Annotated in this window: 10 protein-coding genes; 5 read left to right on the top strand and 5 right to left on the bottom strand. The window is 64.9% G+C overall.

Features of this window, described 5'->3' with window-relative positions; all coding sequences use genetic code 11:
- Positions 1-91: 91 nt before the first annotated feature.
- Genes recD through D0T21_RS03975 form a run of 4 tightly spaced genes read right to left on the bottom strand, consistent with a single transcriptional unit; the run spans position 92 to position 12,427 of the window.
- On the bottom strand, positions 92-2,065 hold the full coding sequence (recD, locus tag D0T21_RS03990; protein WP_116988522.1) for an exodeoxyribonuclease V subunit alpha: 1,974 nt from the start codon (positions 2,063-2,065) through the stop codon (positions 92-94).
- Positions 2,055-5,822: an exodeoxyribonuclease V subunit beta gene (recB, locus tag D0T21_RS03985; RefSeq protein WP_116988521.1), complete on the bottom strand. Its 3,768-nt coding sequence runs from the start codon at positions 5,820-5,822 to the stop codon at positions 2,055-2,057. The genes recD and recB overlap by 11 nt, the downstream gene beginning before the upstream one ends.
- A gap of 5 nt (positions 5,823-5,827) precedes the next feature.
- Positions 5,828-9,241: an exodeoxyribonuclease V subunit gamma gene (recC, locus tag D0T21_RS03980; RefSeq protein ID WP_116994277.1), complete on the bottom strand. Its 3,414-nt coding sequence runs from the start codon at positions 9,239-9,241 to the stop codon at positions 5,828-5,830.
- Between the two features lie 36 nt (positions 9,242-9,277).
- The gene (locus tag D0T21_RS03975; protein WP_116988519.1) at positions 9,278-12,427 is read right to left on the bottom strand and encodes a CHASE domain-containing protein; all 3,150 of its coding nucleotides are present in this window, start codon (positions 12,425-12,427) and stop codon (positions 9,278-9,280) included.
- Positions 12,428-12,623: 196 nt separating this feature from the next.
- Here D0T21_RS03975 and D0T21_RS03970 point away from each other — a divergent pair, with 196 nt between their 5' ends.
- The 4 genes from D0T21_RS03970 to D0T21_RS03955 all read left to right on the top strand — a co-directional run bounded on the left by D0T21_RS03970 (position 12,624) and on the right by D0T21_RS03955 (position 22,178).
- Positions 12,624-14,225 carry a CehA/McbA family metallohydrolase gene (locus D0T21_RS03970; protein WP_199539621.1) on the top strand — a complete coding sequence of 534 codons (1,602 nt, stop codon included), beginning with the start codon at positions 12,624-12,626 and terminating at the stop codon, positions 14,223-14,225.
- Between the two features lie 168 nt (positions 14,226-14,393).
- Entirely contained in the window at positions 14,394-16,286 is a 1,893-nt protein-coding gene (locus tag D0T21_RS03965; protein ID WP_116988518.1) for a bifunctional diguanylate cyclase/phosphodiesterase, read from the top strand.
- 4 nt (positions 16,287-16,290) lie between these two features.
- A complete protein-coding gene (locus D0T21_RS03960) occupies positions 16,291-21,195 on the top strand; it encodes a HAMP domain-containing protein (RefSeq protein ID WP_116988517.1) in 4,905 nt (1,634 codons plus the stop codon).
- 8 nt (positions 21,196-21,203) lie between these two features.
- A complete protein-coding gene (locus D0T21_RS03955) occupies positions 21,204-22,178 on the top strand; it encodes a CheR family methyltransferase (protein ID WP_229211326.1) in 975 nt (324 codons plus the stop codon).
- 10 nt (positions 22,179-22,188) lie between these two features.
- On the opposite strand, the gene D0T21_RS03950 is transcribed toward D0T21_RS03955, so the two are convergent.
- Positions 22,189-22,815: a glutathione S-transferase family protein gene (locus D0T21_RS03950; protein ID WP_116988515.1), complete on the bottom strand. Its 627-nt coding sequence runs from the start codon at positions 22,813-22,815 to the stop codon at positions 22,189-22,191.
- A 130-nt stretch (positions 22,816-22,945) separates the two neighbouring features.
- Here D0T21_RS03950 and D0T21_RS03945 point away from each other — a divergent pair, with 130 nt between their 5' ends.
- Positions 22,946-25,600, top strand: coding sequence for a M1 family metallopeptidase (locus D0T21_RS03945; protein WP_116994276.1), 2,655 nt, complete (start codon positions 22,946-22,948; stop codon positions 25,598-25,600).
- The last annotated feature ends 316 nt before the right edge of the window (positions 25,601-25,916 follow it).

Here is a 25,916-nt window from a genome sequence, read left to right as displayed (position 1 = left end):
GCCCTTCACAAGCCAGTTTCTGGTGTTTATATGCCAATTTTTAGCATGGTTTAGCTATGACGATGCCTTGAACAGGCATCGTACTCAGGGACTAGTTGCCGAGCAGCGTGCGCAGGCCGCTGGCGCGCTGGGTGCGCTGGGCGATGGCGTCGAGCAGCACCTGGCCGTTCGGCGTGAGTAACGTGAAGTAGTCGCGGGCGCGCGTGATGCCGGTGTAAATCAGCTCGCGTACCAGCATGCCGCCGCTGTCTTTGGGCAACACCAGCACCGTATGCTGGAATTCGGAACCTTGTGATTTATGCACCGTCATGGCGAACGCCGTCTCGACATTGCGTAGCCGTGTGGCAAGAACACTGCGCACATTATCACCTTCCGAGAAGTAGACGCGCAGCGCGCCGGGACGCGCCGGATCGGGCAAAGTCAGGCCGATATCGCCGTTGAAAACACCGGTGCCATAATCATTCCGCGTGACCATGACCGGCCGGCCGACATACCATTCGCCGCTTCTCCGCAGCAATCCAGCCGACTGCAATCTTTGTTCGATGACATCATTCAACCCAGCAACACCCCACTCGCCTTCGCGCACCGCGCACAGAATCCGGAAGGTTTCAAAGCTCGTTAGCACGGATTTCACCCATGCAAGATGTACGACCTCCTCGCCTTCCGGGGCTCCGTTTTTGACCATTTTCAAGTAAGCCTGGTAGCCGCCGGCGGCGCCGGTGCGGCCCGCCAACGCCAATTGCAACAGGTCGGAAGACTGCGCCGGATCGATCCAGGCCACCTTTCCGTCAGTGCTGTCACGCAAAACTTGTAGCGATGCAGCAGCATTTCCGGCATTCACGGCCAGCGCCAACGCGCCGATCGGACCGCCGAATCGTCGACTTTCACGCAGCATTACTGTCTGCTGAGCAATGGGTCCGCCGTCGCCGGCGAAGCCATCCGGGATCTGCTGACCAGTACTCGCTTGCACGTATGACAAGGTTTCCGACTCATATCCGCCCGCTTCGGCGTTATGGCACAGGTCGCCCAGGACCGCGCCTGCCTCCACCGATGCCAGCTGATCCTTGTCACCAAGCAAGATCAAGGTCGCCGTTTTTGGCAAGGCAGCCAGCAGCGCGGACATCATTTCCAGATGGATCATTGATGCTTCATCAACAATCAGCACATCGACCTCCAGCTGATTGCCGGCATTGTGCTGGAAGGCCCGGGTATCCGGCCGGGCGCCGAGCAGGCTGTGCAAGGTGCGCGCGGCGCCCATGCGGGCCGCCAACTCGCGCAACGGCAGCGCCGAGCCGACTTTTTCCGCCAGATCGTCCAGCGCGGAATCGATCGACTGCTTGAGTCGGGCCGCCGCCTTGCCGGTTGGCGCGGCCAGCGCCACGCGCAAGCCGGACTGGCGCTCGGCCGTGGCGAACAGCAAAGCCAGCAATCGCGCCACGGTGTAAGTTTTCCCGGTGCCGGGACCGCCGGTGATGATGCCCAGCTTGCCGCGCATGGCCACCGCGCAGGCAATTTTTTGCCAGTCAGTTGCACCGCCACGGGGAGCGTGCGGGAACAAAATGTCCAGCCAGTGACGCACATCGGCGGTGCTGGTTTCGGCGTCGAGGGCGATCAGCCCGCCCAGCGCGCGGCCGCGCACGGCTTCGGCGACCAATGTTTCGTCGCGCCAATAGCGGCGCAGGTAGAGGCGTTCGCCGTCCAGCACCAGCGGCTGCTGGAAATCCAGATCGCCCACCGGCAATACCTGGTCGCAGCCCGCCAGCAGTGCTCGCCAGGCGGCGGCGTTTTTCGGCCAGGCGCCGGCCGCGTCGCGCAGCGCCCGCCATTCGTCGCTGGTCCAGCCGAGCTGACCGGAGAGATCACCTTCCAGTTCGTCGAGCATCAAACAGCTGTGGCCACGCCCTTCAAGTTCCGACAACAGCACGCAAACCGCCATCAATTGCGGCGAACTGGCGCCAACCGAAGCAACAAAGCGCGCAAACGCCCCGCTCAGGCGGCGCAGTTGGCCGTTTTCGGTCAAAGCGTCGACCTGTTCGAACAGGGCGGCGGACGTTTCAATACTCATGCGGTGCCTCTGCTTGCGCTACGCCGGACTCATCCAGCAGCCGGTCCAGCCCGGCCAGCAGCTCAGGATCGGGTTCTATCAGGTAACAACCGCGCGTTTGCTGGTTCGCAATGCCACGCAGGAACAGGAAAATTGCGCCGCCCAGGTGCTCGGCCGGATCGTACTGGTCGCCCAGGCGGCTTTGCAGCAGCCGGTGCAGCGCCAGCATATAAATAGCGCCCTGGATGTCGTAGCGATGCTCGGCCATCGCCGCCACCAGCGCCGGCTGGTGATAGGCGGCGTCGCCCGCGCCCAGCGCGTTCGATTTGTAGTCCAGCACCCAGAACCGGCCTTCGTGCTCGAATACCAGGTCGGCGAAGCCTTTCAGCATGCCATGCAGCTGACGCTCCGGCAGCGCCGGCCGCGCCACGCCGCCCAGCAGATGCGTCGCGCACAAGCTGTCCAGCGCACCGGTGCTCAGGCGCTCGCTGGGGAACCAGAACTCCATCTCGGGCAACGGCGAGGCGATGGCGCTCAGCGGCGCGTCCAGATACGGCAAGGTGGTGCCGGCGATCTCGCGCAGCCACGCCAGCGTGTCCTCCAGGCGATTGCCCCAGCCGGCGCGCTCCACCCGGCGCGTCAGCCGCGATTCGAAGTGCTCGTGATCGACGACGGCAAAGCCCTCCTGCCCCATCCACTCCAGCTGCTCGTGCAGGAAGTTACCGGGCACCGAGCCACGCGGGAAGCGATGCCACGGCGCGTCTTCCACGCGGTTCGACAGCGCGATCGACGGCATGCCGGCGCCTTCCAGCAGGTTCTCCTGCAAGCCGTCGCGCGGCACAGGCAGGGGCGATCCGCCGCTGCCTATGGTGCCGGTCGGGCCGGTGCGCCGCGCCAGCGAACTGAAACTGCCCACCGACCAGTCGCGCTCGAAGCGGCCGGTGTAAAGCTGCGGCTCCAGCAACGGCGGGCGCTGTTCGATGCGGCTCAGTCGCGTGAACTGCTGCATCGCCATCTCCAGCGTCTCGATGCTGATGCCGTCGCAGCCTTTGCAGGCGTGGCCCCAGCGCTCCATCATCAGGTCCGACGGCAGCGCTTCGCCGCCGGTCAGCAGATAGCCCAGCGCCGATTCGTGCAGCGTGTTGTCGCCCGCCTTGCGCGCGGCCAGCGCCGTCACGCCCAGCCACAGGAAGTGGCGCGCACGCGTCAGCGCCACGTACAGCAGGCGCAAGTCCTCCTGCAGGCGCGCGCGTTCGACCAGTTCCATCGCGGTGTCGGTCAACGCCATGTCGATCTGGCGCACGCCATCCTCGTCGCTGAATTCGAAGAAGCTGCGGTTGCGCCGCTCCACCTTGCGCGCCGTGACGGCGAACGGCAGGTACACCAGCGGATACTCCAGGCCTTTCGATTTGTGGACGGTGACGACCTTCACCAGCTCCGCATCGCTTTCCAGGCGCAGCACGCGTTCGTCGCCGGCGCCCTCGCCGCCTTCGATCTGCTCGGCGAGCCAGCGTATCAGCGCCTGCTCGCCATCCAGCTGTCGGCTGGCCGATTGCAGCAGCTCAGCAAGGTGCAGCAAATTGGTCAGGCGCCGCTCGCCGCCCGGCTGCTGGAGCAAGGCCGCCGGCAGTTTCAGCTCGTGGATGAAGCGGCGCAGCATCGCCAGCACGCCCTGCCGCTGCCATACGATGTGCAGCGCTTTCAATTGTTCTACGCGCGCTTCCCACGCCAGTTCGTCCGACGACAGCAGCGCCAGTTCCGCCAGCGGCAGGCCGGTGGTGCGGGTGGCGAAAGCGGCGCGCGCCAGGCCGCCATCCAGCGGACTGGCGACGGCCGACAGCCAGCGCAGCACGTCGGCGGCTTCCTCGCTATCGGTGACGGAGTCCTTGTCCGACAAATACACGCTGGCGACCTGGCGCCGTTGCAGCGCGCGGCGTATGGCAGCCGCCTCCTTGCGGTCGCGCACCAGCACGGCAATGTCTGCCGGTTGCAGGCGTACGAAGCCTTTCGGGCCTGCGAAGCCCGCGCGTTCGTCGTTGAGCTGCGCGACGATATGCTCGGCGCAGTGCCAGGCGAAGAATTCGCGGTAACTGTCGGCTTTCAGATCCTGTGTGGCGCTGCATGCGATGACCAGCGCCGGCACATCGCCCGCCGCGTTGACCATGCGTTCGCCGCGTCCCTTGGCGCCGACCGCTTCGAACGGCAGCGGATTCACGCGCGTGCCGGGATCGCGGAAGCGGAAGGCGCCGCGTCCGAAGCCGCCTTCCTCAGGCTGGCCTTCGGCGTACATGAACAGGTGGTTGACGGCTTCCACCACCGGCTTGGTCGAGCGGTAGTTGGTGCCCAGCTGGTAGTGGCGGCCGGTGGTGGCCATGCGCGCGGACAGATAGCTGTGGATGTCGGCGCCACGGAAGCCGTAGATCGACTGCTTCGGATCGCCGATCAGGAACAGGCCCGTCTCGGCATCGTTGTCCGCCACGCGGTACAGCAGGTTGAAGATCTGGTACTGGTTGGGCGCCGTATCCTGGAATTCATCGACCATCGCCACCGGGTACTGGTCGGTGATGCGCTTGCGCAGCGCGGCGGCGTTCTCGCCTTGCAGCGCCGCGTTCAGGCGGTCCAGCATGTCGGCGAAGCCGAACTGGCGGCTGCGTTTTTTCAGCTCGGCCATGCGGCCGGCGACGGCGCCCGCCGCATGGCGGTACAGCGCGTGCGACAGCGGTTCGATCTCTTCCAGCGCCTTCTTCAACGGCTCGATGGCGTCGAAGTCGTCGGGGATCGTGGCGCTGTAGCCTTTTGAAAAAGCGTCTTCAAGACCGTGCGGCGTCAGGCGCTTCCAGGCGGTGTCCGAGATGTCGGGCATGACCATGGCGGGATCTTGCGCCCAGGCGCGCAGGCCGTTGAACCACGCCACCAGCGAATCGGCCCGCATCTTGTTGCCGTTGAAGCATTTGGGCGACAGCACCCGCTCCGTGGCGATCCATTGTTCCATGCGGTTGGCGCGATCCATCCAACCGGCCTTCAGGGCCGCCAGCTGCACCTGCTGCTCGCGCTGGACGGCGGCGATCAGCTCGGCCAGCGATCCGGCGGTGGCGCCAGGCACGCTGCGGTCTCCGATGATGTCGGCGCGTTTGACCAGCTCCCGTATCGACTTCTTCAACGCGCCCACATCGCCCCAGCAGGACAGCAGCGCATCCAGCGATACGGCGTTGAGCGGATAGACCTGCTGCCGCCAGTAGTCGTGCGCGGCGTCTTCGAACAAGGCCTGCTCGTCGCTGACCAGTTCCTCGTCGAACAGGCTGCCGCTGTCGAAGGCGTGCTCGCGCAGCATGCGCTGGCACCAGGCGTCGATGGTGAAGATCGCCGCCTCGTCCATCGTCTCCGCCGCCAGCATCAGGCGGTGCGCGGCTTGCTGCTGCTCGCTGTGGCTTGGGTAGGATTCGAGGATGGCGTCCAGATAGTCGTCGCGCACCACGCCGCTGCCCGCACCCAGGCCCATCGCCGAATAGCCGCGGAAGTAAGCCGCCGCCTCCACCAGCCGTTCGCGCACGCGGTTCGACAGCTCGCGCGTGGCGGCGCGGGTAAAGGTCATCACCAGGATATCGGCCGGCAGCAAGGGCCGGCGATAGGCGTTGTCGCCGCCGTGACCCAGCACCAGCCGCACGTACAACGCGGCGATGGTCCAGGTCTTGCCAGTGCCGGCGCTGGCCTCGATCAGGCGCGAGCCGTGCAGCGGGAAGCTCAGGGGGTCAAGTGCATTGGCGGCGGTTGTGCTCATACTGCTCATGCTGCGTCCTTGCCGCTTTGGTCATCAATGACGTCTATCGTGATGGAATGTTCCAGCCAATCCGCCAGCGGCCCGTAGAGCGCTTGCGAGACGTCGGCAAAATCCGGCTCGGCGCTGAGCGCCGCAAAATCCGGCCACAGGCGGGCCAGGCACAGGTCGTCGTTCTCGCCGGAGATCTCGAAGCCGCCGTCGTACACGCCGCGCGGATCGCCTTCCTGCGCCAGGGCCAACGCCGTCTTGCAGGCGGTGGGCAAGGGGCGGTTCATGCCGTCGCGCCACAGGCAGACCAGCTCCCGCAAGGCTTCCAGCGCGTCGGCCTGCGCCAGCGGCTTCATGGTGACGATGGCGTCGCGCGCCACCAGGAAGCCTGCGACCGGCATGCCGGCTGCCGCCACCGCCAGCTGGCGCAGCCACATGGCGATCAATTTATCGCCGCGCGGCTTGCCCTGCTTGTCCGTGACCTTGGACGACATCTGCGCCAGCCATACAGCGTCGCTGCCGTTGCTGCGCAGCTGGTCGATCCAGTCGTCGATCTGCACGCCGGCCAGCTGGAGGCTCAGCGCCACCTTGGACGCCGACTGCGGATAGCGTTCTCGCAGCGTCAGCCAAGCGCAGCGCACCGGCACCAGCGCCTGCACCAGCTGGTGCTGGTACTGCTGGCCGATCAAGCCTATCGGCAGCACGCCTTCGCGCGCCAGGCGCTCGGCGCGCTCGGTCATCTTGTCGTAGACCTGATAAAGCTCTTCCGCCTCGGCGCCGTCATCGAGCATGGTGTCTTCGAGCAGATAGCGTTCCAGCGCGTTCAGCGAGAACGGTTCCTCGTCCTCGCCCACCAGCGCGGCGTCGCCGAACATCACGCCCAGGCGCTGGCGGAAGAAGAACCGCACCGGCTGGCGCATGAAATTGTTCAGGCTTATCAGCTTGAGGCGGAATTTGTCGTCGATGTCAAACGGCGGCAGCTCGGTGGCGGCGGCATCGCCGGTCTCCTCGCCGTGCGCTTCGCGCCACTCGCGCGCGTAGGTCAGCAGGCCGCCATCCTCGAAATAGCGGCGGCTGAAGGGCTGCAAGGCGTGCTCCGTGGTGCGCGCGTGAGGGTCCAACTGCCAGCCGTTGACCAGGTAATCGCGCAACTGCGACACCAGCACAGACGGCGGCTGCTCGCTGTTGTCGCGCACATTGCGTCCGACCCAGCTGATGTACAGCTTGTCGCGCGCGGCCAGCAGCGCTTCCAGCATCAGGTAGCGGTCATCGTCGCGGCGCGAGCGGTCGCCCGGACGGGCCATGCCCGGCTGCGCCAGCAGGTCGAAATCGGCCTTGGGGGCGCGGCGCGGGAAGTCGCCGTCGTTCATGCCCAGCAGGCAGACCACGCGGAACGGCACCGCGCGCATCGGCATCAGCGTGCAGAAGGTCACGCCGCCGGAGACGAATTGGTGGTTCAGCGTGGGCTCGTCCAGTAGGCCCAGCCACGCTTCGCGCAGCACAGCCAGCGGCACGGCTTCATCGTACTGCGCGCCTTCGCAGGTCTCCAGCCAGTTGTTCAGCGCATCATCCAGATGCGCCAGCGTCAGGCGGTCGCCCTCCTCACCGGCTTTGAAGAACGCCGCCAGCAACGCGCGCGCCTGCACGCCCCACTCGGCCGGCGAGTGCGATTGCGCCAGCACGGCGCGCCAATGCAGCAGCGCTTCGACCAGCTGCGCCAGCGATCCGGCCAGCGCCGCATCCAGGCCGCCTACTTCGCCATACGCCTCGATGCCGGCGAAGGCCGCATCTTCGCCGCTGGCGTAGCCAAGCAGCATGCGGCGCACGCCGAACAGCCAGGAGTTCTGCTCACCCGCAGCACCAAGACCCAGGCCGGCGCGATGTTCGGTATCCAGCCCCCAGCGCACGCCGGCGCCTTCAATCCACAGGCCCAGTGTCGGCAGGTCGTCTTCTTTCAGACCGAAACGTGAGGCCAGCGCTGGCACGTCCAGCAGGTCGCGCACCTCGCTCTGGCGGCAGCGCTGCTGCGGCAATCGCAGCAGCCATTCCAGCGCCACCAGCAGCGGATTGACGCTGCGGTCGTTGACGTCGCCGATTGCAAACGGGATGTAGCGCGGATCGCTGCGACGGTGCTGCGCGAACACCGCGTGGATGGCGGCGGTGAAGGTGTCGATATCGGGCACCATCACCACCACGTCGCGCGGACGCAGGCCGCCGCCATCGGCGAACATGGCCAGCAGCTGGTCGTGCAGCACCTCCACCTCGCGCTGCACGCTGTGGGTGACATGGAATTCGATGGAACGGTCGTCGTCCGGCGGCGGGATCTGCGGATGTTCGGACAGCGGCAGCAGATCGCGGATGGCGGCCTGCACCTGCGACAGCAGAGTATCGCCCTCGCCGTCGCTGAACAAATCGATGCGCAGCGGCGCAACCTCGTCGTTTTCAGCGGCTGCGGCGGCCGAGGCTTCGTCGAATTCGTCCAGCATGCGGATGAAGTCACGGCCCTGACGCCCCCAGCTGGCCAGCAGCGGATGGCTGTGCGCATGCAGCTCTTCCAGCGGAATCGCGCCCAGGTCCTGGCCGTTGCGCAGCTGCTGGCGGCGGTGCGCGGCGCGCAGCAGCTCGCGGCCTTCGATGATATCGCCCCAATAGAACTGGCATGGATTGGGTACCGCCAGCAGCACCTGCGTGTAGCGCGACAGCGAAGCCAGTGCCTGCAAGCTTTGATACGGCAGCGCCGAGACGCCGAAGATCACGATGCGGCGCGGCAGGCGGCCCAGCGGTTCCTCGCCGGCGGCGCTGGCGCGCACGAATTCCGTGTGGACGGTGGCGCGGCCCAGCTCCCGCTCATGCGGCTCGACGTCGGCGATCACCGCGCGCCACAACTGGCCTTGCCAGCGCTGGTCTTCCGGCAGCGGATGCGCCTCGTTGCGGGCGTTGCGCAATTGGTCGCGGCCCTGGGCCCAGTCGTCCAGCCAACCGGCGCGATAGACCTGGTATTGATCGAACAAGTCGGCCAGGCGTTCGGCCAGTTGCAGCCGGCGTTCGGCCTCGCCGTCGGCCAGGAAGTGGCGCAGCGGCGTGAAGACGGGATCGGCCAGCAAGGTGGGCAACAGGCGCATCAGGCGCCAGGTCAGCGGCCCTTTGTCGAAGGCGGAGCGCACCGGCACGCGTTCGCGCCCCAACATGCCACGATAGGTTTCCCACAAAAAGCGCGCCGGCAGCGCCACGCGGGTGGCAGCGCAAACCCGCATTTCCTCGGCCAGCGCGATCTTCAGCCATTCGGCCACGCCGTTCGACTGCACCAGGATGGTTTCCGATTCGAGCGCCTCCAGCGGATGATTGCGCAGCCATTGGAACACCGCCGCGCGCAGCTGCTCCATTTGATTACCGTGCAAAATCAGCAGGCCGGGGGTGATGCTCGAATGCATAGGGCTCTTCGTGGGAATAGAGCCCGTATTATCGCTCTAGCCGGGGTCGTAGGCCAGCAGTTCCTGCTCCATGCGCTCGTTCAGCAGCGCCAGCATGGCATGCAGTTTTTGCACCAGTTGCCTGGCGTTGGCGCAATCGGCGTCGTGGCGCACGTTTTCCAGCGCCAGGCACAGGTTCCCGAAGCGCATCGCGCCCACCGCGCGGGCCGACGATTTGATGCGATGTCCCAGCTCGGACAGGTGCGCCAGGTCTTCCTGCGCCAGCGCCGCATCGACTTCGCGCAGGCCCTCGCGGGCCGAGTCCAGGAACAGCAGCGCGTACTTGCGCATCTTGTCGGCCTTGCCGCCGAAAGTCTGGGCCAGCGCGGCGACATCGAGCAGCTCCGCCTCTTCCGGCGCCGGTGGCGGCGCCACGGCGTTCGCCGGCACCGGCGGCGCAGCCGCTTCAACCCGCGCCGCAGGCTGCTCCACGCCCGGCGCCATCCCACGCACCGGCCCTTGCAGCGGCGCGGACGCGCCATCGGCCATGGTGAAGTACGACGGCGGCGGCGGCGCCAGCGGCCGCGCGAAGCTGGCCGTGCGCGCCCGTTGGCTCATCCACTTGGACAGCATATTGAACAGCAGGTTGGGCGCGATCGGCTTGGTGACAAATTCGTCCATGCCCGCCCCCAGGCAGCGCTCCTGGTCGTCGCGGCCGGCGTTGGCGGTCATCGCGATGATCAGCGTGGCCGACAATTTCGGATGGGCGCGGATCAAGCGCGTGGTCTCGTAACCGTCCATCACCGGCATCTGCACGTCCATCAGCACGCAATCGAAGCGCTCCTTGAGCAGCAGGTCGATCGCTTCCTTGCCGTTGTTGGCCACGCAGACGGTGGCGCCGGCGTCCTCCAGCAGCTCCTGGCCCACCTGCTGGCTGAAGATATTGTCCTCGACCAGCAGGATGGAAGCGCCGCGTATGCTGTCCAGCACATCCGGCTGCACCGATTCGTCGCTCGGCTGCAGCATGCTGACGCCCTTGGCCAACCGCGCCGTGAACCAGAAGGTGCTGCCAGCGCCGGGATGGCTGTCGACGCCGACGCCGCCGCCCATCAACTCCGCCAGCTGCTTGCTGATGACCAGCCCCAGGCCGGTGCCGCCGTAGCGGCGCGTGGTCGAGGTATCGGCCTGGTGGAAGGACTGGAACAGCTGCTCCAGCTGGTCCGGCGACATGCCAATGCCGTGGTCCTCCACTTCGAAGCGCACCAGGATATGGCCGTCGCGCTCCTCCAGCGGCCGCGCGCGCACATACACCTTGCCGTTTTCCGAGAACTTGATGGCGTTGCTGGTGAAGTTCAGCAGCACCTGCTCCAGCCGCAGCGGATCGCCGCGCAGCTGCTGCGACAGTCCCGGCCAGATCTCGTACACCAGCTCCAGGCCCTTGGCCGCCGCGCTCTCGCCCAGTTGACTGGACATATTGGACAGCAGCGAATCGAGCGAGAAGTCCAGCACCTCCAGGTCCATCTTGCCCGCTTCGATCTTGGAGAAGTCCAGGATGTCGTTGATGATGCCCAGCAGGTGCTGGCCCGAATGGTAGATCTTTTGCAGATAGTCGCGCTGCTTCGGATGCGTGACCGATTTCAGCGCCAGGTGGGCCATACCGATGATACTGTTCATCGGCGTGCGGATCTCGTGGCTCATATTGGACAGGAAATCGCTCTTGGCTTGGTTGGCGGTGTCGGCTTCCTCCTTCAGCTGATGCAGCTCGGTGACGTCGGTCGACAGGCCGATGACGGCCGTGACGGCGCGGTCTATCTCCACCGGCACCTTGACGGTCCACAGGTGCTGCACCACACCGTCGCGACCCACGTACCTGGTCTCGCCAGAGCGCTTGACGTTATCGGCGAACACCGGCCGCTCCTGCGCCCACGCGGCGTCGGCGACGGCGGCCGGCATCAGTTCGCGATCGAGCTTGCCGACGATCTGCTCCACCGGCAATCCCATCGAATCGGCCATCTTGGCGTTGACGTAGATGTAGCGGCGCTTCTGGTCCTTCATGTAGACGTGGGCGTCCACGTTGTTGAGCACTGTGTCGAGCAGCACGCCCTGCTTCAACGCGCGCCGGCGCGAGGAGTACAGCACGAAGAAGTAACTGTACAGCAGCATGGTGCCGGCGAATCCCGTCAAGCCGGCGACCCAGGGAAAATACAGGTCGAATCGCGTCAGCAGCTCGGATTTCCTGACCTGGAACTGCGCCTTCCACAGGCTGCCGTTGAAATCGATCGGCAGCACCGACTCGAAATATTCGCCGCGCTCCGACGCCGGAATGGGCGCAACCTTCATCGAGCCGTTATCGCTGAACAGCAGGCGGTCGGTCTTTTCGATCACCAGGCGGCGCTGCTCGACTTCCTTGCTGCCGTCCGCATACACCATCAGGTGCACCTGGCGCACCGTCATCTCGTCGATGGCGCCCTGTACCAGCTTGGACACGCTGAAGCCGATGCCGACCGAACCCAGATAGGCGGCACGCCGCCCCGCCACATCGGCCACCGGCATATTGCGGCGATAGACCGGCAAGCGGATGCCCAGGCCGATGTGCGGCGACGGTTGCTGGATCAGAATCGGTTGGCCGGAAGCGCTGACCTGGCCGCTGTCGCGCGAGGCCGCCACCAGTTTGTCGACCGCCGGATTGGCGACCACGTCGACACCCATCTTCTCGCCCATCATCGACGCCGGCTCCAGATAGGTCAGCACGGCGTAGTGCGGCCGCCGGCCCGGCGGCTTGATGTCGAAGTTCGGATAGCCCTGCGGCGACATGCTACGGTCCGCGCGCACACGGGCGACGAAGGCGTCGCGCTGCGCGTCGGTGACCAGCGGCGCCCAGGTCACCGCCTCGATGGCCGGGAAGTGGCGTGGAATCTCAAGGCTGGTGACGTATTCATGAAATTGCAGGCGTGTCAGATCATCGCTGGTCTGGAACAGCGCCACCAGGCCGTGCGTCAGATCGGAATACGATTTGATGCGGGCCGAAATACCGTACTGCGTGCTGCGCGCCAGGTTCTCGAAGCGCTGGTTGGCATCGTCGTCGACGGTCTTGGCAGCGGTACCGTACAACGCCGCGCCGACGGCCAGCGCCAACGCGCCGCCAGCCAGCCAGAACAACAGGCGGGGACTGCGGACAGCTTCCGTCGCGTTACCCGATTTGAGCATTCGCCATCACTTTAGGTCTATAAATTTGCGGAAAATTTTGCATCACAGCAGCATACTATTAATGCCGCTTAGGAACCAGTGAAACAATTGGAGAGAATTCACCAATTTTTAATGCAAAATTCAAGGGAACCATATGCAGTAAGGCGCGCTCTAAAAGATGAGGTCGGCAATTTGCCGGCATTGCGGGAGACTCATCATGCGCGCGCCATCCATGATAGCGGTATTTTTCTCAAGCATCGTTTGTATATCAGCGGCCAGTCGTGCGACGACTGTTGACCATCACGAATTCGATGCATGGCTGGAAGCGCCCTTCCACGCCGACGCCCACGGCGCGCGCACTTTGGCGCTGCACTTTTCCGTGCCGGACCCGCAGCCGGGCGACACGCTGCGCTGGCGCCTGGCCCTGCTGGCGCCGGATGGCCGCACCTTGCGCGGCTGGCGCGGCGCGCATCTCATGGCCGAGCCCGACCACGACGTGACGCTGCGCTGGCGCGCGCCGTCCACGCTGCGCCACGGCATCTACCGCCTGCGCTTGCGCGCCAGCGCGGGTGCGAGTCCCACTGTCGAGCAAACCTGGAACGTGATGGTGGGCAAAAGCCCGGCGCCGATGGCATCCCTGCTGGCGCCGAAAGCGGTGGACACCTTCCCCTACGCCGTCTACCTCGGCAACCTGCACAGCCAGACCAACCACAGCGACGGCGGCGGCGCGCTCGACCATTGCACCGGTGCGCAGGCGCCGCAAAGCGCCGCACTCGGCCCCACGGACGCCTATGCCTATGCCCAACAGCACGGCCTGGATTTCCTGATGACCTCCGAGCACAACCATATGTACGACGGTTCGGACGGCACCAACAACGCCGCCGATCCAACTGCGGCCAAGGCGCTGTACCAGAGCGGCCTGCAAGCGGCCGCCGCGTGGAACCAGGCCCATCCGGGCTTTTTAGCCATCTACGGCCAGGAATGGGGCGTCATCAACCACGGCGGCCACCTCAACATACTCAACAGCGAGGAACTGCTGGGCTGGGAACGCAACGCCCTCGACGAGCTGATCGCCGATACGGAAAGTCCCAAAGGCGACTACGCCTTTTTGTACAAATTGATGCGCGAACGCGGCTGGATAGGCCAGTTCAACCATCCGCAGGGCGACCAGTTCGTCATCCTGGGCAAGCCGCTGGCCTGGAACGCCGACGGCGACCAGGCCATGGTGTTGTGCGAAGTGATGAACAGCAGCGCCTTCTCCGCCCGCAGCGACGAAACGGAAACCCATCTGAGCAACTACGAAACAGCCTGCAACAAGCTGCTTGAGGCCGGCTACCATGTCGCCTTCAGCAGCGACCAGGACAACCATTGCGCCAACTGGGGCGCGTCCTACAGCAACCGCACCGGGGTGCTGATGCCGCCCGACACGCCGCTGGACGGCCCCGGCCTGCTGGCCGCGCTGCGCAACCGTCGCGTATTCGCCACGATGGATAAAAATGCGCGGTTGGTTTTGACCGCCAACGGCCACCTGATGGGCGAGCGCTTCGTCAATCGCGGCAAGCTGACGCTGCAAGCGGACTACGCCAACTCCAGCGGGCACGGCGCCGCCGCCGTCACCATCTTCCAAGGGGTACCAGGACGGAACGGTATGGTCGCCGTGCTCGCCAACACAGCCCGCAGCATCGTCAAACCGGCCGCCGGCGACCATTTTTATTACGCCAGAGTGACACAGGACGACGGCAAAATGCTGTGGAGCGCGCCAATCTGGGTCACCCAGCAGGGCCGCAATCGTGCGCAGCAAAGTATTGAATTACGATAATATTTTTGCTGGTAAAAAATTTCTGCATGGCGATTGTCATATTGATAAAATGCTGTTTTAACCATCGTATGGTTAAGCGCAATTTTGCTTGACTCCCGGACATACAAGAGTATCTTTTACCTTCCAGACACAGTGCGACCGCCCGATACCTCAACCGTTCAGCTAGCCGTGCCTATTCCTAAAGTCCTCCTCGTAAATGACGATCCGGCGAGCCTGTATGCGCTGGAAAGCCTGCTGTCCGAGGCCGCCGACCAGCATGTGTACGATCTGTTGACGGCTGGCTCCGGCAAGGAAGCCTTGCGCCAGGTGCTGCTGCACGAATTCGCCGTGATCCTGCTCGACGTCAGCATGCCCGGCATGGACGGCTTCGAAACGGCCGAAGCCATCCACTCCCACCCGCGCTCGGCGGGCGTGCCCATCATCTTCATCACCGCGCACTACGCGGACGAGATCAACCGCCTCAAGGCCTATCAAAAAGGCGCGGCCGATTACCTGTTCACGCCGGTGATACCGCAGATCCTGCAGGCCAAGGTGGCGGTGTTCGTCGAGATGACGAAGAAGAATATCCAGCTGCGCAAAAAGAGCGAGCAGCTGGCGCGCCTGAACCAGGACCTGCGGGTGCAGCGCCTGCAAGACCTGGAGCGCATCAACGCCGAGCTGGAACAGGAAATCAAGGACCGCAAGCAGGCCGAGTTGCGCGCCCACGAGCTCTCCACCCGCGATGCGCTGACCAACCTGGTCAACCGCCGCGCGCTGATCCAGCAACTGGAACATGCGGTGGCCACCTCGGACCGCAGCGGCACCGGCTTCGCGCTGCTGTTCCTCGACCTCGATAAATTCAAGCATATCAACGACAGCTACGGCCATGAAGCGGGCGACGAGCTGCTGCGCCAGGTCTCGGCGCGGCTGACGGCGGCGGTGCGCGTGGCCGATGTGGTGGCGCGGCTGGGCGGCGACGAGTTCGTAGTGCTGATCGAAGGCCGCGCGGCGGCGGCCAACGCCGCGCGCGTGGCGCGCAAGATCGAACTGGCCTGCGCCCTGCCCTTCGACATCGCCGGCCATCGATTGAAGACGGCGGCCAGCATCGGCATCGCCATCTATCCGCAGGACGGCAACAACGCGCAGGCGTTGATGAAAAATGCCGACACCGCCATGTACCACGCCAAGCAAAACGACGCCGGCCCGGTGCAATTCTTCCACGAAGAGCTCAACGTGCGCGAGCGCGAACGTGGTCAATGGGCGCTGGAACTGCGCAAAGGACTGGCCGCCGGCGAGCTGGAACTGCGCTACCAACCGCAGATCGACATCGCCAGCGGCCGCACCATCGGCGCCGAGGCCCAGCTGTACTGGCGCCATCCCGGCAAGGGCGAGCTGGAAGCGGCGCAGTTCCTGCCGCACGTGCAGGACCGCGGACTGCTGGACCGTGTCGACGTCTGGGTGATCGGACAGGCCTGCGCGCAAGCGGCCTTGTGGCAGAAGGTCGCGGCGGCCGGCTCCCGTCCACGCGGCAGCGCGCCGCTGTGCATCTGGATCAACCTGGCCACGCCGCAGCTCAATACCGACCTGCTGCAAACGCTGCTGCCGGCGATGCGCAAGCAGCATCTGGCGCCGGGCAGCATCGGCGTGGAACTGAACGAAAAGCTGCTGCAAGGCCCGACCGAGCCGCTGACCCAGTTGCTGCTGCAATTGCAGGCCGGCGGCGTGCGCGCCGCGCTGGACGATTTCGGCAGCGCGCGCTCGTCGCTGGCGGCCTGCAAGCGCTGGCAGCTCAACGCCTTGAAGATAGACCGCAGCTTCATCCAGGCCATCGGCAACGACGAAGGCGGCACCGACATCGTCGCCGCCGTCATCCACCTGGCGCGCGCGCTGGCCATGCGGGTGGTGGCAATGGGCGTCGACCAGGAAGAACATCTGGACGTGCTGCGCACGCTGGGCTGCGAGAGCTGCCAGGGCGAATTGTATTTCCCGCCGCTGACCGCCGCGGAACTGATCGAACACACGGGCGCCAAACCACAAGCGTCCACCACCAAATCCCATTCCCTCCTAAACGACGAGGACTAAGCCGATGAATGATATGACCGACATGGGCGAGCAGATCGACGCCAAGCGACTGCTGTCGACCCTGATGGCGCTGAAAAAAGGCGATTTCACGGCGCGCATGCCGTCCGACTGGACCGGCATGGCAGGCAAGATCGCCGACACGCTGAACGAGATCATCGAGACCAAGGAAAAAATGGTGCAGGTGGTGACGGACGTGAGCCGCGTGGTGGGCCGCGAAGGCCGGCTGACGCAGCGCGCGCAGGTGCCTAATATGTCCGGCGGCTGGGCCACCATCGTCAGCGCGGTCAACGCGCTGATCGACGATCTGGTACGCCCGACCACCGAGATGGCGCGCGTGATCGGCGCCGTGGCGAAGGGCGACCTGTCGCAGACCATGGCGCTGGAAGTGGACGGCGTGCCGCTGAAAGGCCAGTACCTGCGGGCGGCAACCACCGCCAACACGATGGTGGAACAGCTGTCGTCGTTCTCCTCCGAAGTAACGCGCGTGGCGCGGGAGGTGGGTACCGAGGGTAAGCTGGGCGGCCAGGCGCAGGTGAAAGGCGTGGCCGGCACGTGGAAGGACTTGACCGACTCGGTGAACTCGATGGCGGGTAACCTGACCTCCCAGGTGCGTAACATCGCCGAGGTGACCACCGCGGTGGCGAACGGCGACTTGTCCAAGAAAATCACGGTGGACGTGCGCGGCGAGATCCTGCAACTGAAGGACACCATCAACGTGATGGTGGACCAGCTGCGCTCCTTCGCGTCGGAAGTAACGCGGGTGGCGCGCGAAGTGGGTACCGAGGGTAAGTTGGGCGGCCAGGCATATGTGCCGGGCGTCGGCGGCACATGGAAGGACTTGACCGATAACGTGAACTTCATGGCGTCCAACTTGACGGGCCAGGTGCGTAACATCGCGGCGGTGACGACGGCGGTGGCGAACGGCGACTTGTCCAAGAAGATCACCGTGGACGTGAAGGGCGAGATTCTCGAACTGAAAAACACCATCAACGTGATGGTGGACCAGCTGTCCTCCTTCGCATCCGAGGTAACGCGGGTGGCGCGGGAAGTGGGTACCGAGGGTAAGCTGGGCGGCCAGGCGCAGGTGAAAGGCGTGGCCGGCACATGGAAGGACTTGACCGACTCGGTGAACTCGATGGCGGGTAACTTGACGGGCCAGGTGCGTAACATCGCCGACGTGACCACCGCCGTGGCGAACGGCGACTTGTCGAAGAAGATCACGGTCGACGTGAAGGGCGAGATTCTCGAACTGAAAAACACCATCAACGTGATGGTGGATCAACTGAACTCCTTCGCCTCCGAGGTGACGCGGGTCGCGCGCGAGGTGGGTACCGAGGGTAAGCTTGGCGGCCAGGCCAACGTGCCCGGCGTGGCCGGCACATGGAAGGACTTGACCGACGGCGTGAACTCGATGGCGGGTAACCTGACCGGCCAGGTGCGTAACATCGCCGACGTGACCACCGCCGTGGCCAACGGCGATCTGTCGAAAAAGATCACGGTGGACGTCAAGGGCGAGATTCTCGAACTGAAAAACACCATTAACGTGATGGTGGACCAATTGTCCTCCTTCGCGTCGGAAGTGACGCGGGTGGCGCGCGAGGTGGGTACCGAGGGTAAGCTGGGCGGCCAGGCATATGTGCCGGGCGTCGGCGGCACATGGAAGGACTTGACCGATAACGTGAACTTCATGGCGTCGAACTTGACGGGCCAGGTGCGTAACATCGCGGCGGTGACCACCGCCGTGGCGCGCGGCGACTTGTCGAAGAAGATCACCGTGGACGTGAAGGGCGAGATCCTGGAACTGAAAGACACCATCAACGTGATGGTGGACCAACTGTCCTCCTTCGCATCCGAGGTGACGCGGGTGGCGCGCGAGGTGGGTACCGAGGGTAAGCTGGGCGGCCAGGCCAACGTGTCCGGCGTGGCCGGTACATGGAAAGACTTGACCGAGAACGTCAACCAGCTGGCGGCCAACCTGACCAACCAGGTGCGAGCGATCGCCGAGGTGGCGACCGCCGTGACGCGGGGCGACTTGTCCCGTTCCATTCAGGTGGAGGCGCGCGGCGAGGTGTCCTACCTGAAGGACAACATCAACGAGATGATCCGCAACCTGAAGGACACCACGCTGAAGAACGCGCAGCAGGATTGGCTGAAGACCAACCTTGCGCGCTTCACCCGACTGCTGCAAGGCCAGCGCGACTTGCAGGCCGTGACCAAGCTGATTCTGTCCGAGCTGGCGCCGCTGGTGTCGGCACATCACGGCGTGTTCTACATGATGGACTCGCAGGAATCGGACGCCCGCCTGCGCATGATCGCCAGCTACGGCTACCGTTCCAGCCGCAAGCTGCCGACCTCCTTCCTGCCGGGCGAAGGCCTGGTGGGCCAGTGCGCGGTGGAGAAGGTGCGCATCTGGCTGACCGACGTGCCGCGCGATTACATCGTCGTCTCGTCCGGCCTGGGCGCGGCGCCGCCGACCAACATCGTCGTGCTGCCGATTCTGTTCGAGCAGCAGGTCAAGGCGGTGATCGAGATCGCCTCGCTGGACCGCTTCACCGAAACCCACTTGTCCTTCCTTGACCAGCTGATGGAATCGATCGGCGTGGTGCTGAACACCATCGAGGCGAACAGCCGTACAGAATCGCTGCTGACGCAGTCGCAATCGCTGGCGCAGGAACTGCAACAGACCAACCAGGAACTGGCCGAAAAGGCCCGCCTGCTGTCCGAGCAGAACATCGAGGTGGAACGCAAGAACCGCGAGGTGGAGCAAGCGAAACTGGCGCTGGAAGAGAAAGCCACCCAGCTGGCGCTGTCCTCCAAGTACAAATCCGAGTTCCTGGCGAATATGTCGCACGAGCTGCGTACGCCTCTGAATTCGCTGCTGATCCTGGCGCAGCAACTGGGCGACAACCCGGACGGCAACCTGTCCGGCAAGCAGGTGGAATTCGCCAAAACCATCCACGGCTCCGGCTCCGACTTGCTCACGCTGATCAATGACATCCTGGATCTGTCGAAGATCGAATCCGGTACCGTGACGCTGGACGTCTCCGAGTACCGCTTCCAGAACCTGCGCAACTACGTCGACCGCACCTTCCGCCACATGGCCGAAGCCAAGCACCTGGGCTTCTCGGTGGAGCTGAAGGACAACCTGCCGACCGCGATGATGACCGACACCACGCGCCTGCAGCAGGTGCTGAAAAACCTGCTGTCGAACGCGTTCAAGTTCACCACGCACGGCCAGGTCTCGCTCAGTATCAGCCTGGTGAACAGCGGCTTCTCCAGCGACCACCCCAACCTGCTGCATGCCGACGCGGTGCTGGCCTTCGCCGTCTGCGACACCGGCGTCGGCATCGCCGCCGACAAGCTGCAGCTGATCTTCGAAGCGTTCCAGCAGGCCGATGGCTCCACAGCCCGCAAATACGGCGGCACGGGCCTGGGCCTGTCGATCTCGCGCGAGCTGGCGCGCCTGCTGGGCGGCGAGATCCGCGTCGAATCGGCGGTCGGCAACGGCTCCACCTTCACGCTGTTCCTGCCTTACAACCGCGCGGGCTTCATCAACTACGACATGGGCCGCCAGCCACAGGTGCGCCTGCCGACGCCGGCCCCGCAAGTGGTCTACACGGCGCCGCACTACAGCGAGCTGTCGCAACCGGAGCACGACAGCCTGAGCGCCATCACCGACATCGACGCCGATATGGAACAATACGGCAGCAGCGATGACCGCGGCCTGGTGGCTCCGGGCGATCCGTCGGTGCTGATCATCGAGGATGACGAGCGCTTCTCCAAGATTGTGCTGGACTTCGCGCGCGAGAAGAACTTCAAGGGCATCGTTACGCTGCAGGGCGATTCGGCATTGAGCCTGGCGCGCGACTACCTGCCGTCCGCCATCCTGCTCGACCTCGACCTGCCGGACATCGACGGCTTCACGGTGCTGGACCGCCTGAAGCGCGATCCGAGCACCCGCCACATTCCGGTGCATGTGATGTCCAGCCTGCGCGAGCGCGAACGGGCGCTGCGCCTGGGCGCGATCTCCTACCTGAACAAGCCGGTCAGCAAGGCCGCCCTGCAGGAAGAGTTCACCCGTATCCAGAAGTTCCTGCTGGGCGGTAAGCGCAGCCTGCTGGTGGTGGACGATGAGCAGATGCAGCGCGACGCCATCGTCGCCCTGATCGGCGACGCCGACCTGCACATCGTCGCCGTCGATACCGGCCAGGCGGCGCTGGATGCCTTGCGCGAAGCGCGCTTCGACTGCATGGTGCTGGACCTGACGCTGCCCGACATCAGCGGCTTCGACCTGCTCGACATCATCGGCAAGGACGAATCGCTGCGCGACCTGCCGATCGTGATCAACACCGCCAAGGAGTTAAACCGCAAGGAAGTGGCTAAGCTGAAGCGCTACGCCAAGACCATCGTCATCAAGGACGCCCGCTCGCCGGAACGCCTGCTGGACGAAACCGCGCTGTTCCTGCACCGCTCGCAGGCCAGCCTGCCGGAAGCGCAGCGCCGCATGCTGGAAGAGATCCATGCGGCCGACGGCGGCCTGGCCGGCCGCAAGGTGCTGATCGTCGACGATGACTTGCGCAACATCTTCGCGCTGTCGTCGCTGCTGGAGCGCCAGCAGATGCAGGTGTCGTTCGCCGAAAATGGCCGCGACGGCATCGAGGTGCTGGAAAAGGATCCAGCCATCGAGATCGTCCTGATGGACATCATGATGCCAGAGATGGACGGCTACGACACCATGCGCGCCATCCGCCGCATCCCCAAATTCAAATCGCTGCCGATCATTACGCTGACGGCGAAGGCGATGAAGGGCGACCGCGATAAATGTATCGCGGCCGGTGCGTCGGATTACATCACCAAGCCGGTGGACGTGGCACAACTGCTGTCGCTGATGCGGGTGTGGCTGCACTGATGGCGGTGATGAACTCGTTATTGGCTTCGTTACGGGCAGCGTTAAGGCCCGCCGACCCGGGCGGGACGTCCAGCACGGCTAGCACCATCGGCACGAAGACGCCGCCCGAGCCGGTCGCCGCGCCGGTCGCCGGCCATGCGGATGGCCCTCGCCGCCATTCACCGTCCACGGTCGAGGAGCTGGAACTGGAGCTGCTGCTGGAGGCCGCGTTCCAGGTCTACGGCTACGACTATCGCGGTTACCAGCGCGACGTCGTCACGCGCCGCGTGCAGGCGGCGATGAAGCAGCTGTCGCTGGCGACGATCTCCGAACTTCAGGCGCGCGTGCTGCACGACCCGCATGCCTGGAACGCCCTGTTGCGTGAACTGTCGGTGGAACCGGCGTTGATGTTTGATGATGCGTCGGAGGTATCGCTGCTGCGCATGTCGCTGGGCGTATGCCTGCACGGCGCCGCGCTACCGCGCGTATGGCTGGCCGATTGCGCCGGCGCCCAGCAGGCGTGGACGCTGGCCATCCTGCTGGAACAGGAACAACTGGGCGCGCGCACCGAAATCTACGCCACTGTCTCCAGCGACGCGCTGCTGGCGGAGGCGCAGGCGGCAAGCCTGCCGATGGCGCGCTTGGGCGAGCTGCAAGCGAATTACGTGCGCAGCGGCGGCACGGGCAAGCTGCTCGATTATTTCGAAGTCAGCGGCGACGGGCTGCACGCGGCGCTGCTGCCGCAACTGCGCAGCCGCATCACCTGGGCGCAGTACAACCTGGTGACGGATGCGTCGTTCAATGAATTCCAGATGATATTCGGGCGGCGCGCCCTGCCCGACTTCGGCCCGGCGCTGCGCCAGCGCGTGCTGCGGCTGTTCGACGACAGCCTGGCGCAATCCGGCCTGCTGGTGCTGGACCGCCCGCTGGAACTGGACGACCCGCTGGCCGTCCATTACAAGCCGGTGTTCCCGCAACAACCGTGGTACAAGCGGGTGGCTTAGCCGTCGAGGCTTAATACACCACCGAGGCGCTGGGGCGCTCCGCAATGCGGTCGCGCCAGGCCTGCAAATGCTCCATGCCTTCCGCGCCCGGCCGGAACTTCATCAGGCCGCGCCCGAACTCCAGCGCACAGAACGCCGTGATGTCGGCAATGGTGAAGCGCTGCCCGGCCACAAATGGCTGCTTGGCCAGCACGCCATCCAGCCAACGCGCCGTCTCGCGCATCTTCTCGCCTTGCGACGCGCCGAAGTCGGCAAACTGCGGCTGCTCCAGTATCGCCAGGCCAGGATGCGTATGGCGCACGCAGTTGGCGATACCCATGAACAGGTGCAGCTCAACGCGGCGGTCGGTCATCTCGATAAAGGCGCGCTCATCGAAGCCGTCCCCCATCAGGTTGGGTTCCGGCGCATAGCCTTCCAGCCAGGTGCAGATGGCGCGGGTTTCGCACAGGATGCGGCCATCGTCCAGCTCCAGCGCCGGCACCCGGCCGAAGGGATTCTTTTCCAGGTACTCGGCACTGCGGTGCGCGCCGCCGACCAGGTCGATCGACACCTGCTCGATATCGGTCAGGCCCTTCTCAGCCATGAACATGGCAACCCGGCGCGGATTGGGCGTGCGCGGCGACGTATAGAACTTCATATCCAATTCCTCTTCACGTGGTGGGTAGATTGACATTGTAACCAGTTAGCCTTAGATTGCTCGTTGGCCCACGAAGCCAATAACGGTTTATATCGTACGCCTGTCGGCTCACCCAACTGAAGGATTTTGCATGCAACGTAGTCTGATTTCGCTCGCCGTGATGGCGCTGCTCGGCCTTACTTCCGGCCTCGCTCCACTGACCGTGGCCGCCGCGCCGGCCGCCAAGGCCGCCAAGGTAACCACGCAGCTTCCCCGCAACGCCGTGCCGACTCACTACGCGGTCTCGCTGACGCCGGACGCCGCCAACAGCAGCTTCAGCGCCAGCGTCACCATCGCGCTCGACATCAAACAAGCCAGCAATAGCATCACCCTCAACGCCGCCGACCTGAAATTCAGCGCCGCCGCGATCAGCGCCGGTCCCGGCAAGCCGGCGCTGGCCGCCAGCAAGATCAGCGTCGACAACGACAAGCAGACCGCCACCTTCGAGTTCGCCCAGCCGCTGGCCGTGGGCAGCTACCAGCTCAAACTCGACTACACCGGCGTGATCGGCACCCAGGCGACCGGCATGTTCTCGCTGGACTACCAGAACGGCGGCGACAAGAAGCGCGCCCTGTACACCCAGTTTGAGAACTCCGAAGCACGCCGCGTGATCCCGTCGTGGGACGAGCCCTTCTACAAAGCCACCTTCGCACTGGAAGCGACCGTGCCGGCCGGCCAGCTGGCCGTATCGAACATGCCGGTGGTCTCCACCAGCAAGCTGGCCGACGGCCGCGACCTGGTGCGCTTCGCCACTTCGCCGAAGATGTCGACCTACCTGCTGTTCTTCGGCCTGGGCGAATTCGAACGCGCGACCGCGGTTGAAGGCGGCACCGAATTGGGCGTCGTCACGCAAAAGGGATCGATAGGCCAGGCCCAGTTCGCGCTCGATTCGTCGGTCGCCGTGCTGAAGGAATACAACGACTACTTCGGCGTGAAATACCCGCTGCCCAAGCTGGACAACATCGCCGCGCCGGGTCGCAGCCAGTTCTTCAGCGCGATGGAAAACTGGGGCGCGATCTTCACCTTCGAATCCGCGATCCTGCTCGATCCGCGCGTGGCCACGCAGTCGGACAAGGAAACCTCGTTCCTGGTGGCCGCGCACGAAATGGCGCACCAGTGGTTCGGCGACCTGGTGACGATGGCCTGGTGGGACGACCTGTGGTTGAACGAAGGCTTCGCCTCGTGGATGGAATCGCGCACCACCACCCGCCTGCATCCTGAATGGAAATGGGAACTACGCGCCATCGGCACCCGCGAACAGGCCATGAGCCGCGACGCGCTGGCCACCACGCACCCGGTGGTGCAGCACATCAGCACCGTGGAACAGGCCAGCCAGGCCTTCGACAGCATCACCTATCAAAAAGGCGAGTCGGTCATCCGCATGCTGGAGAACTACGTGGGCGACGACGCCTGGCGCGCCGGCGTGCGCAGCTACATGGCCAAACATGCTTACGGCAACACGGTGTCCGACGACCTGTGGCGCGAAGTGGAAAAGGCCGCGCACAAGCCGGTGACCGCGATCGCGCACGACTTCACGCTCAAGCCGGGCGTGCCGATGATACGCGTGGCCGATGCCGTCTGCAAAAACGGCCAGACCACCGTCGCGCTGACGCAGGGTGAGTTCAGCAAAGACCAAACCGACAAGAAGCCGCTGAGCTGGCGCGTGCCGGTGATCGCCCAGACGCTGGGCGGCGCTCCTGTGCGCGCCATCGTCAACGGCAAGGCCGGCATGACGCTGCCGGGCTGCGGCACGGTGCTGGTCAACGCCGGTCAGAGCGGCTACTACCGCACGCTGTACGCGCCGAAGGCGTTTGCCGCGCTGACCGAGAGCTTCGCCGGCCTGGCGACCATCGATCAAATGGGCCTGCTGTCGGACAGCTGGTCGCTGGGCATGGCGGGCTTGATGCCGGCCTCCAGCTTCCTGGACCTGGCCAGCAAGGCGCCAGTGGACGCCGCGCCACAAGTGTGGGACCAGATCGCCGATTCGCTGGTCGCGCTGCACGATAGCTATGAAGGCAAGCCAGAACAGCAGGCGGCGCTGGACCGCTACGCGCGCAAGCGCCTGGCGCCGGTGCTGGCGCGCATAGGCTGGACCAAGGCCGCGGATGAAGCAGCGCCTGTCGCCAATCTGCGCGAGATGCTAATCCACGTGCTGGGCGTGGTCGGCGACGAAGGCGTGGTGGCGGAAGCCCGCCGCCGTTATGCCGCCTCGGCCACCGACAAGGATGCGATGCCTGCCGCGCTGCGCCGCCCTATCCTGGGCGTGATCGCCATCAACGCCGATGCCGCGACCTGGGACCAGCTGCATGCCGCAGCCAAGGAAGAGAAATCGTCCATGATCAAGAGCGAGCTGTATGACCTGCTGGGCACCGTCAAGGACAAGGCGCTGGCGCAGCGCGCGCTGGAACTGGCGCTGACCGATGAAGGCGGCGCCACCGAAGGCGCGTCGATCCTGAACCACGTGGCGGGTCATCATCCGGACATGGCTTACGATTTCGCCATCAACCACTACGCACAGCTGGAGAAGAAGGTCGATGGCAGTTCGCGCAGCCGCTACTTCCCGGGGCTGGGCGGACGTTCGGCCGACCTGGCGATGATAGACAAGCTGCGCGCCTACGCCAAGCAGTACCTGCCGGCCGAAGCACAGGGCGACACCAAGACCGCCATCGCCTCGATCCAGTACCGCGTGAAGCTGCGCACCACCCGCCTGCCGGAAATCGACAGCTGGTTGGCGAAGCACGGCTGACAGGCAAAAAAAAACCAGCGTCATCGTGAGATGATGCTGGTTACGAAAACGCTCGAAAGCGTGGGGATGTCTGTTTGCCCGGCGGCGATGGTGCCGCCTGGGCGGAATTTGTGCCGGGCTTGATGGAGTCCGGCAGCCGGGCGCGGGGCTTAAACCTCGCGCTACAGGTGTTACTTTGCCAGCTATCGGCCGGCATAGGCTTAGGGATTGATTAAGGTGGGAGTCGAGGCGGGAATGAAGCTGAATCGAGGCCGAATCGCGGTGATGGTGCCGGTGTTTCAGGCCACCGGCCAGCCTGCTGAGTCATGCTTTGTGA

This window comes from Duganella sp. BJB476 (assembly GCF_003416895.1).
GTDB lineage: Bacteria > Pseudomonadota > Gammaproteobacteria > Burkholderiales > Burkholderiaceae_D > Rugamonas.
Note: the sequence above shows the minus strand (reverse complement) of the source record. Positions and strands in the feature narration are given on the sequence as shown.

Coding starts and splice junctions, on each gene's coding strand:
- recD (WP_116988522.1), bottom strand. CDS start 2,065: ATGAGTATTGAAACGTCCGCCGCCCTGTTCGAACAGGTCGACGCTTTG.
- recB (WP_116988521.1), bottom strand. CDS start 5,822: ATGAGCACAACCGCCGCCAATGCACTTGACCCCCTGAGCTTCCCGCTG.
- recC (WP_116994277.1), bottom strand. CDS start 9,241: ATGCATTCGAGCATCACCCCCGGCCTGCTGATTTTGCACGGTAATCAA.
- D0T21_RS03975 (WP_116988519.1), bottom strand. CDS start 12,427: ATGCTCAAATCGGGTAACGCGACGGAAGCTGTCCGCAGTCCCCGCCTG.
- D0T21_RS03970 (WP_199539621.1), top strand. CDS start 12,624: ATGCGCGCGCCATCCATGATAGCGGTATTTTTCTCAAGCATCGTTTGT.
- D0T21_RS03960 (WP_116988517.1), top strand. CDS start 16,291: ATGAATGATATGACCGACATGGGCGAGCAGATCGACGCCAAGCGACTG.
- D0T21_RS03955 (WP_229211326.1), top strand. CDS start 21,204: ATGAACTCGTTATTGGCTTCGTTACGGGCAGCGTTAAGGCCCGCCGAC.
- D0T21_RS03950 (WP_116988515.1), bottom strand. CDS start 22,815: ATGAAGTTCTATACGTCGCCGCGCACGCCCAATCCGCGCCGGGTTGCC.
- D0T21_RS03945 (WP_116994276.1), top strand. CDS start 22,946: ATGCAACGTAGTCTGATTTCGCTCGCCGTGATGGCGCTGCTCGGCCTT.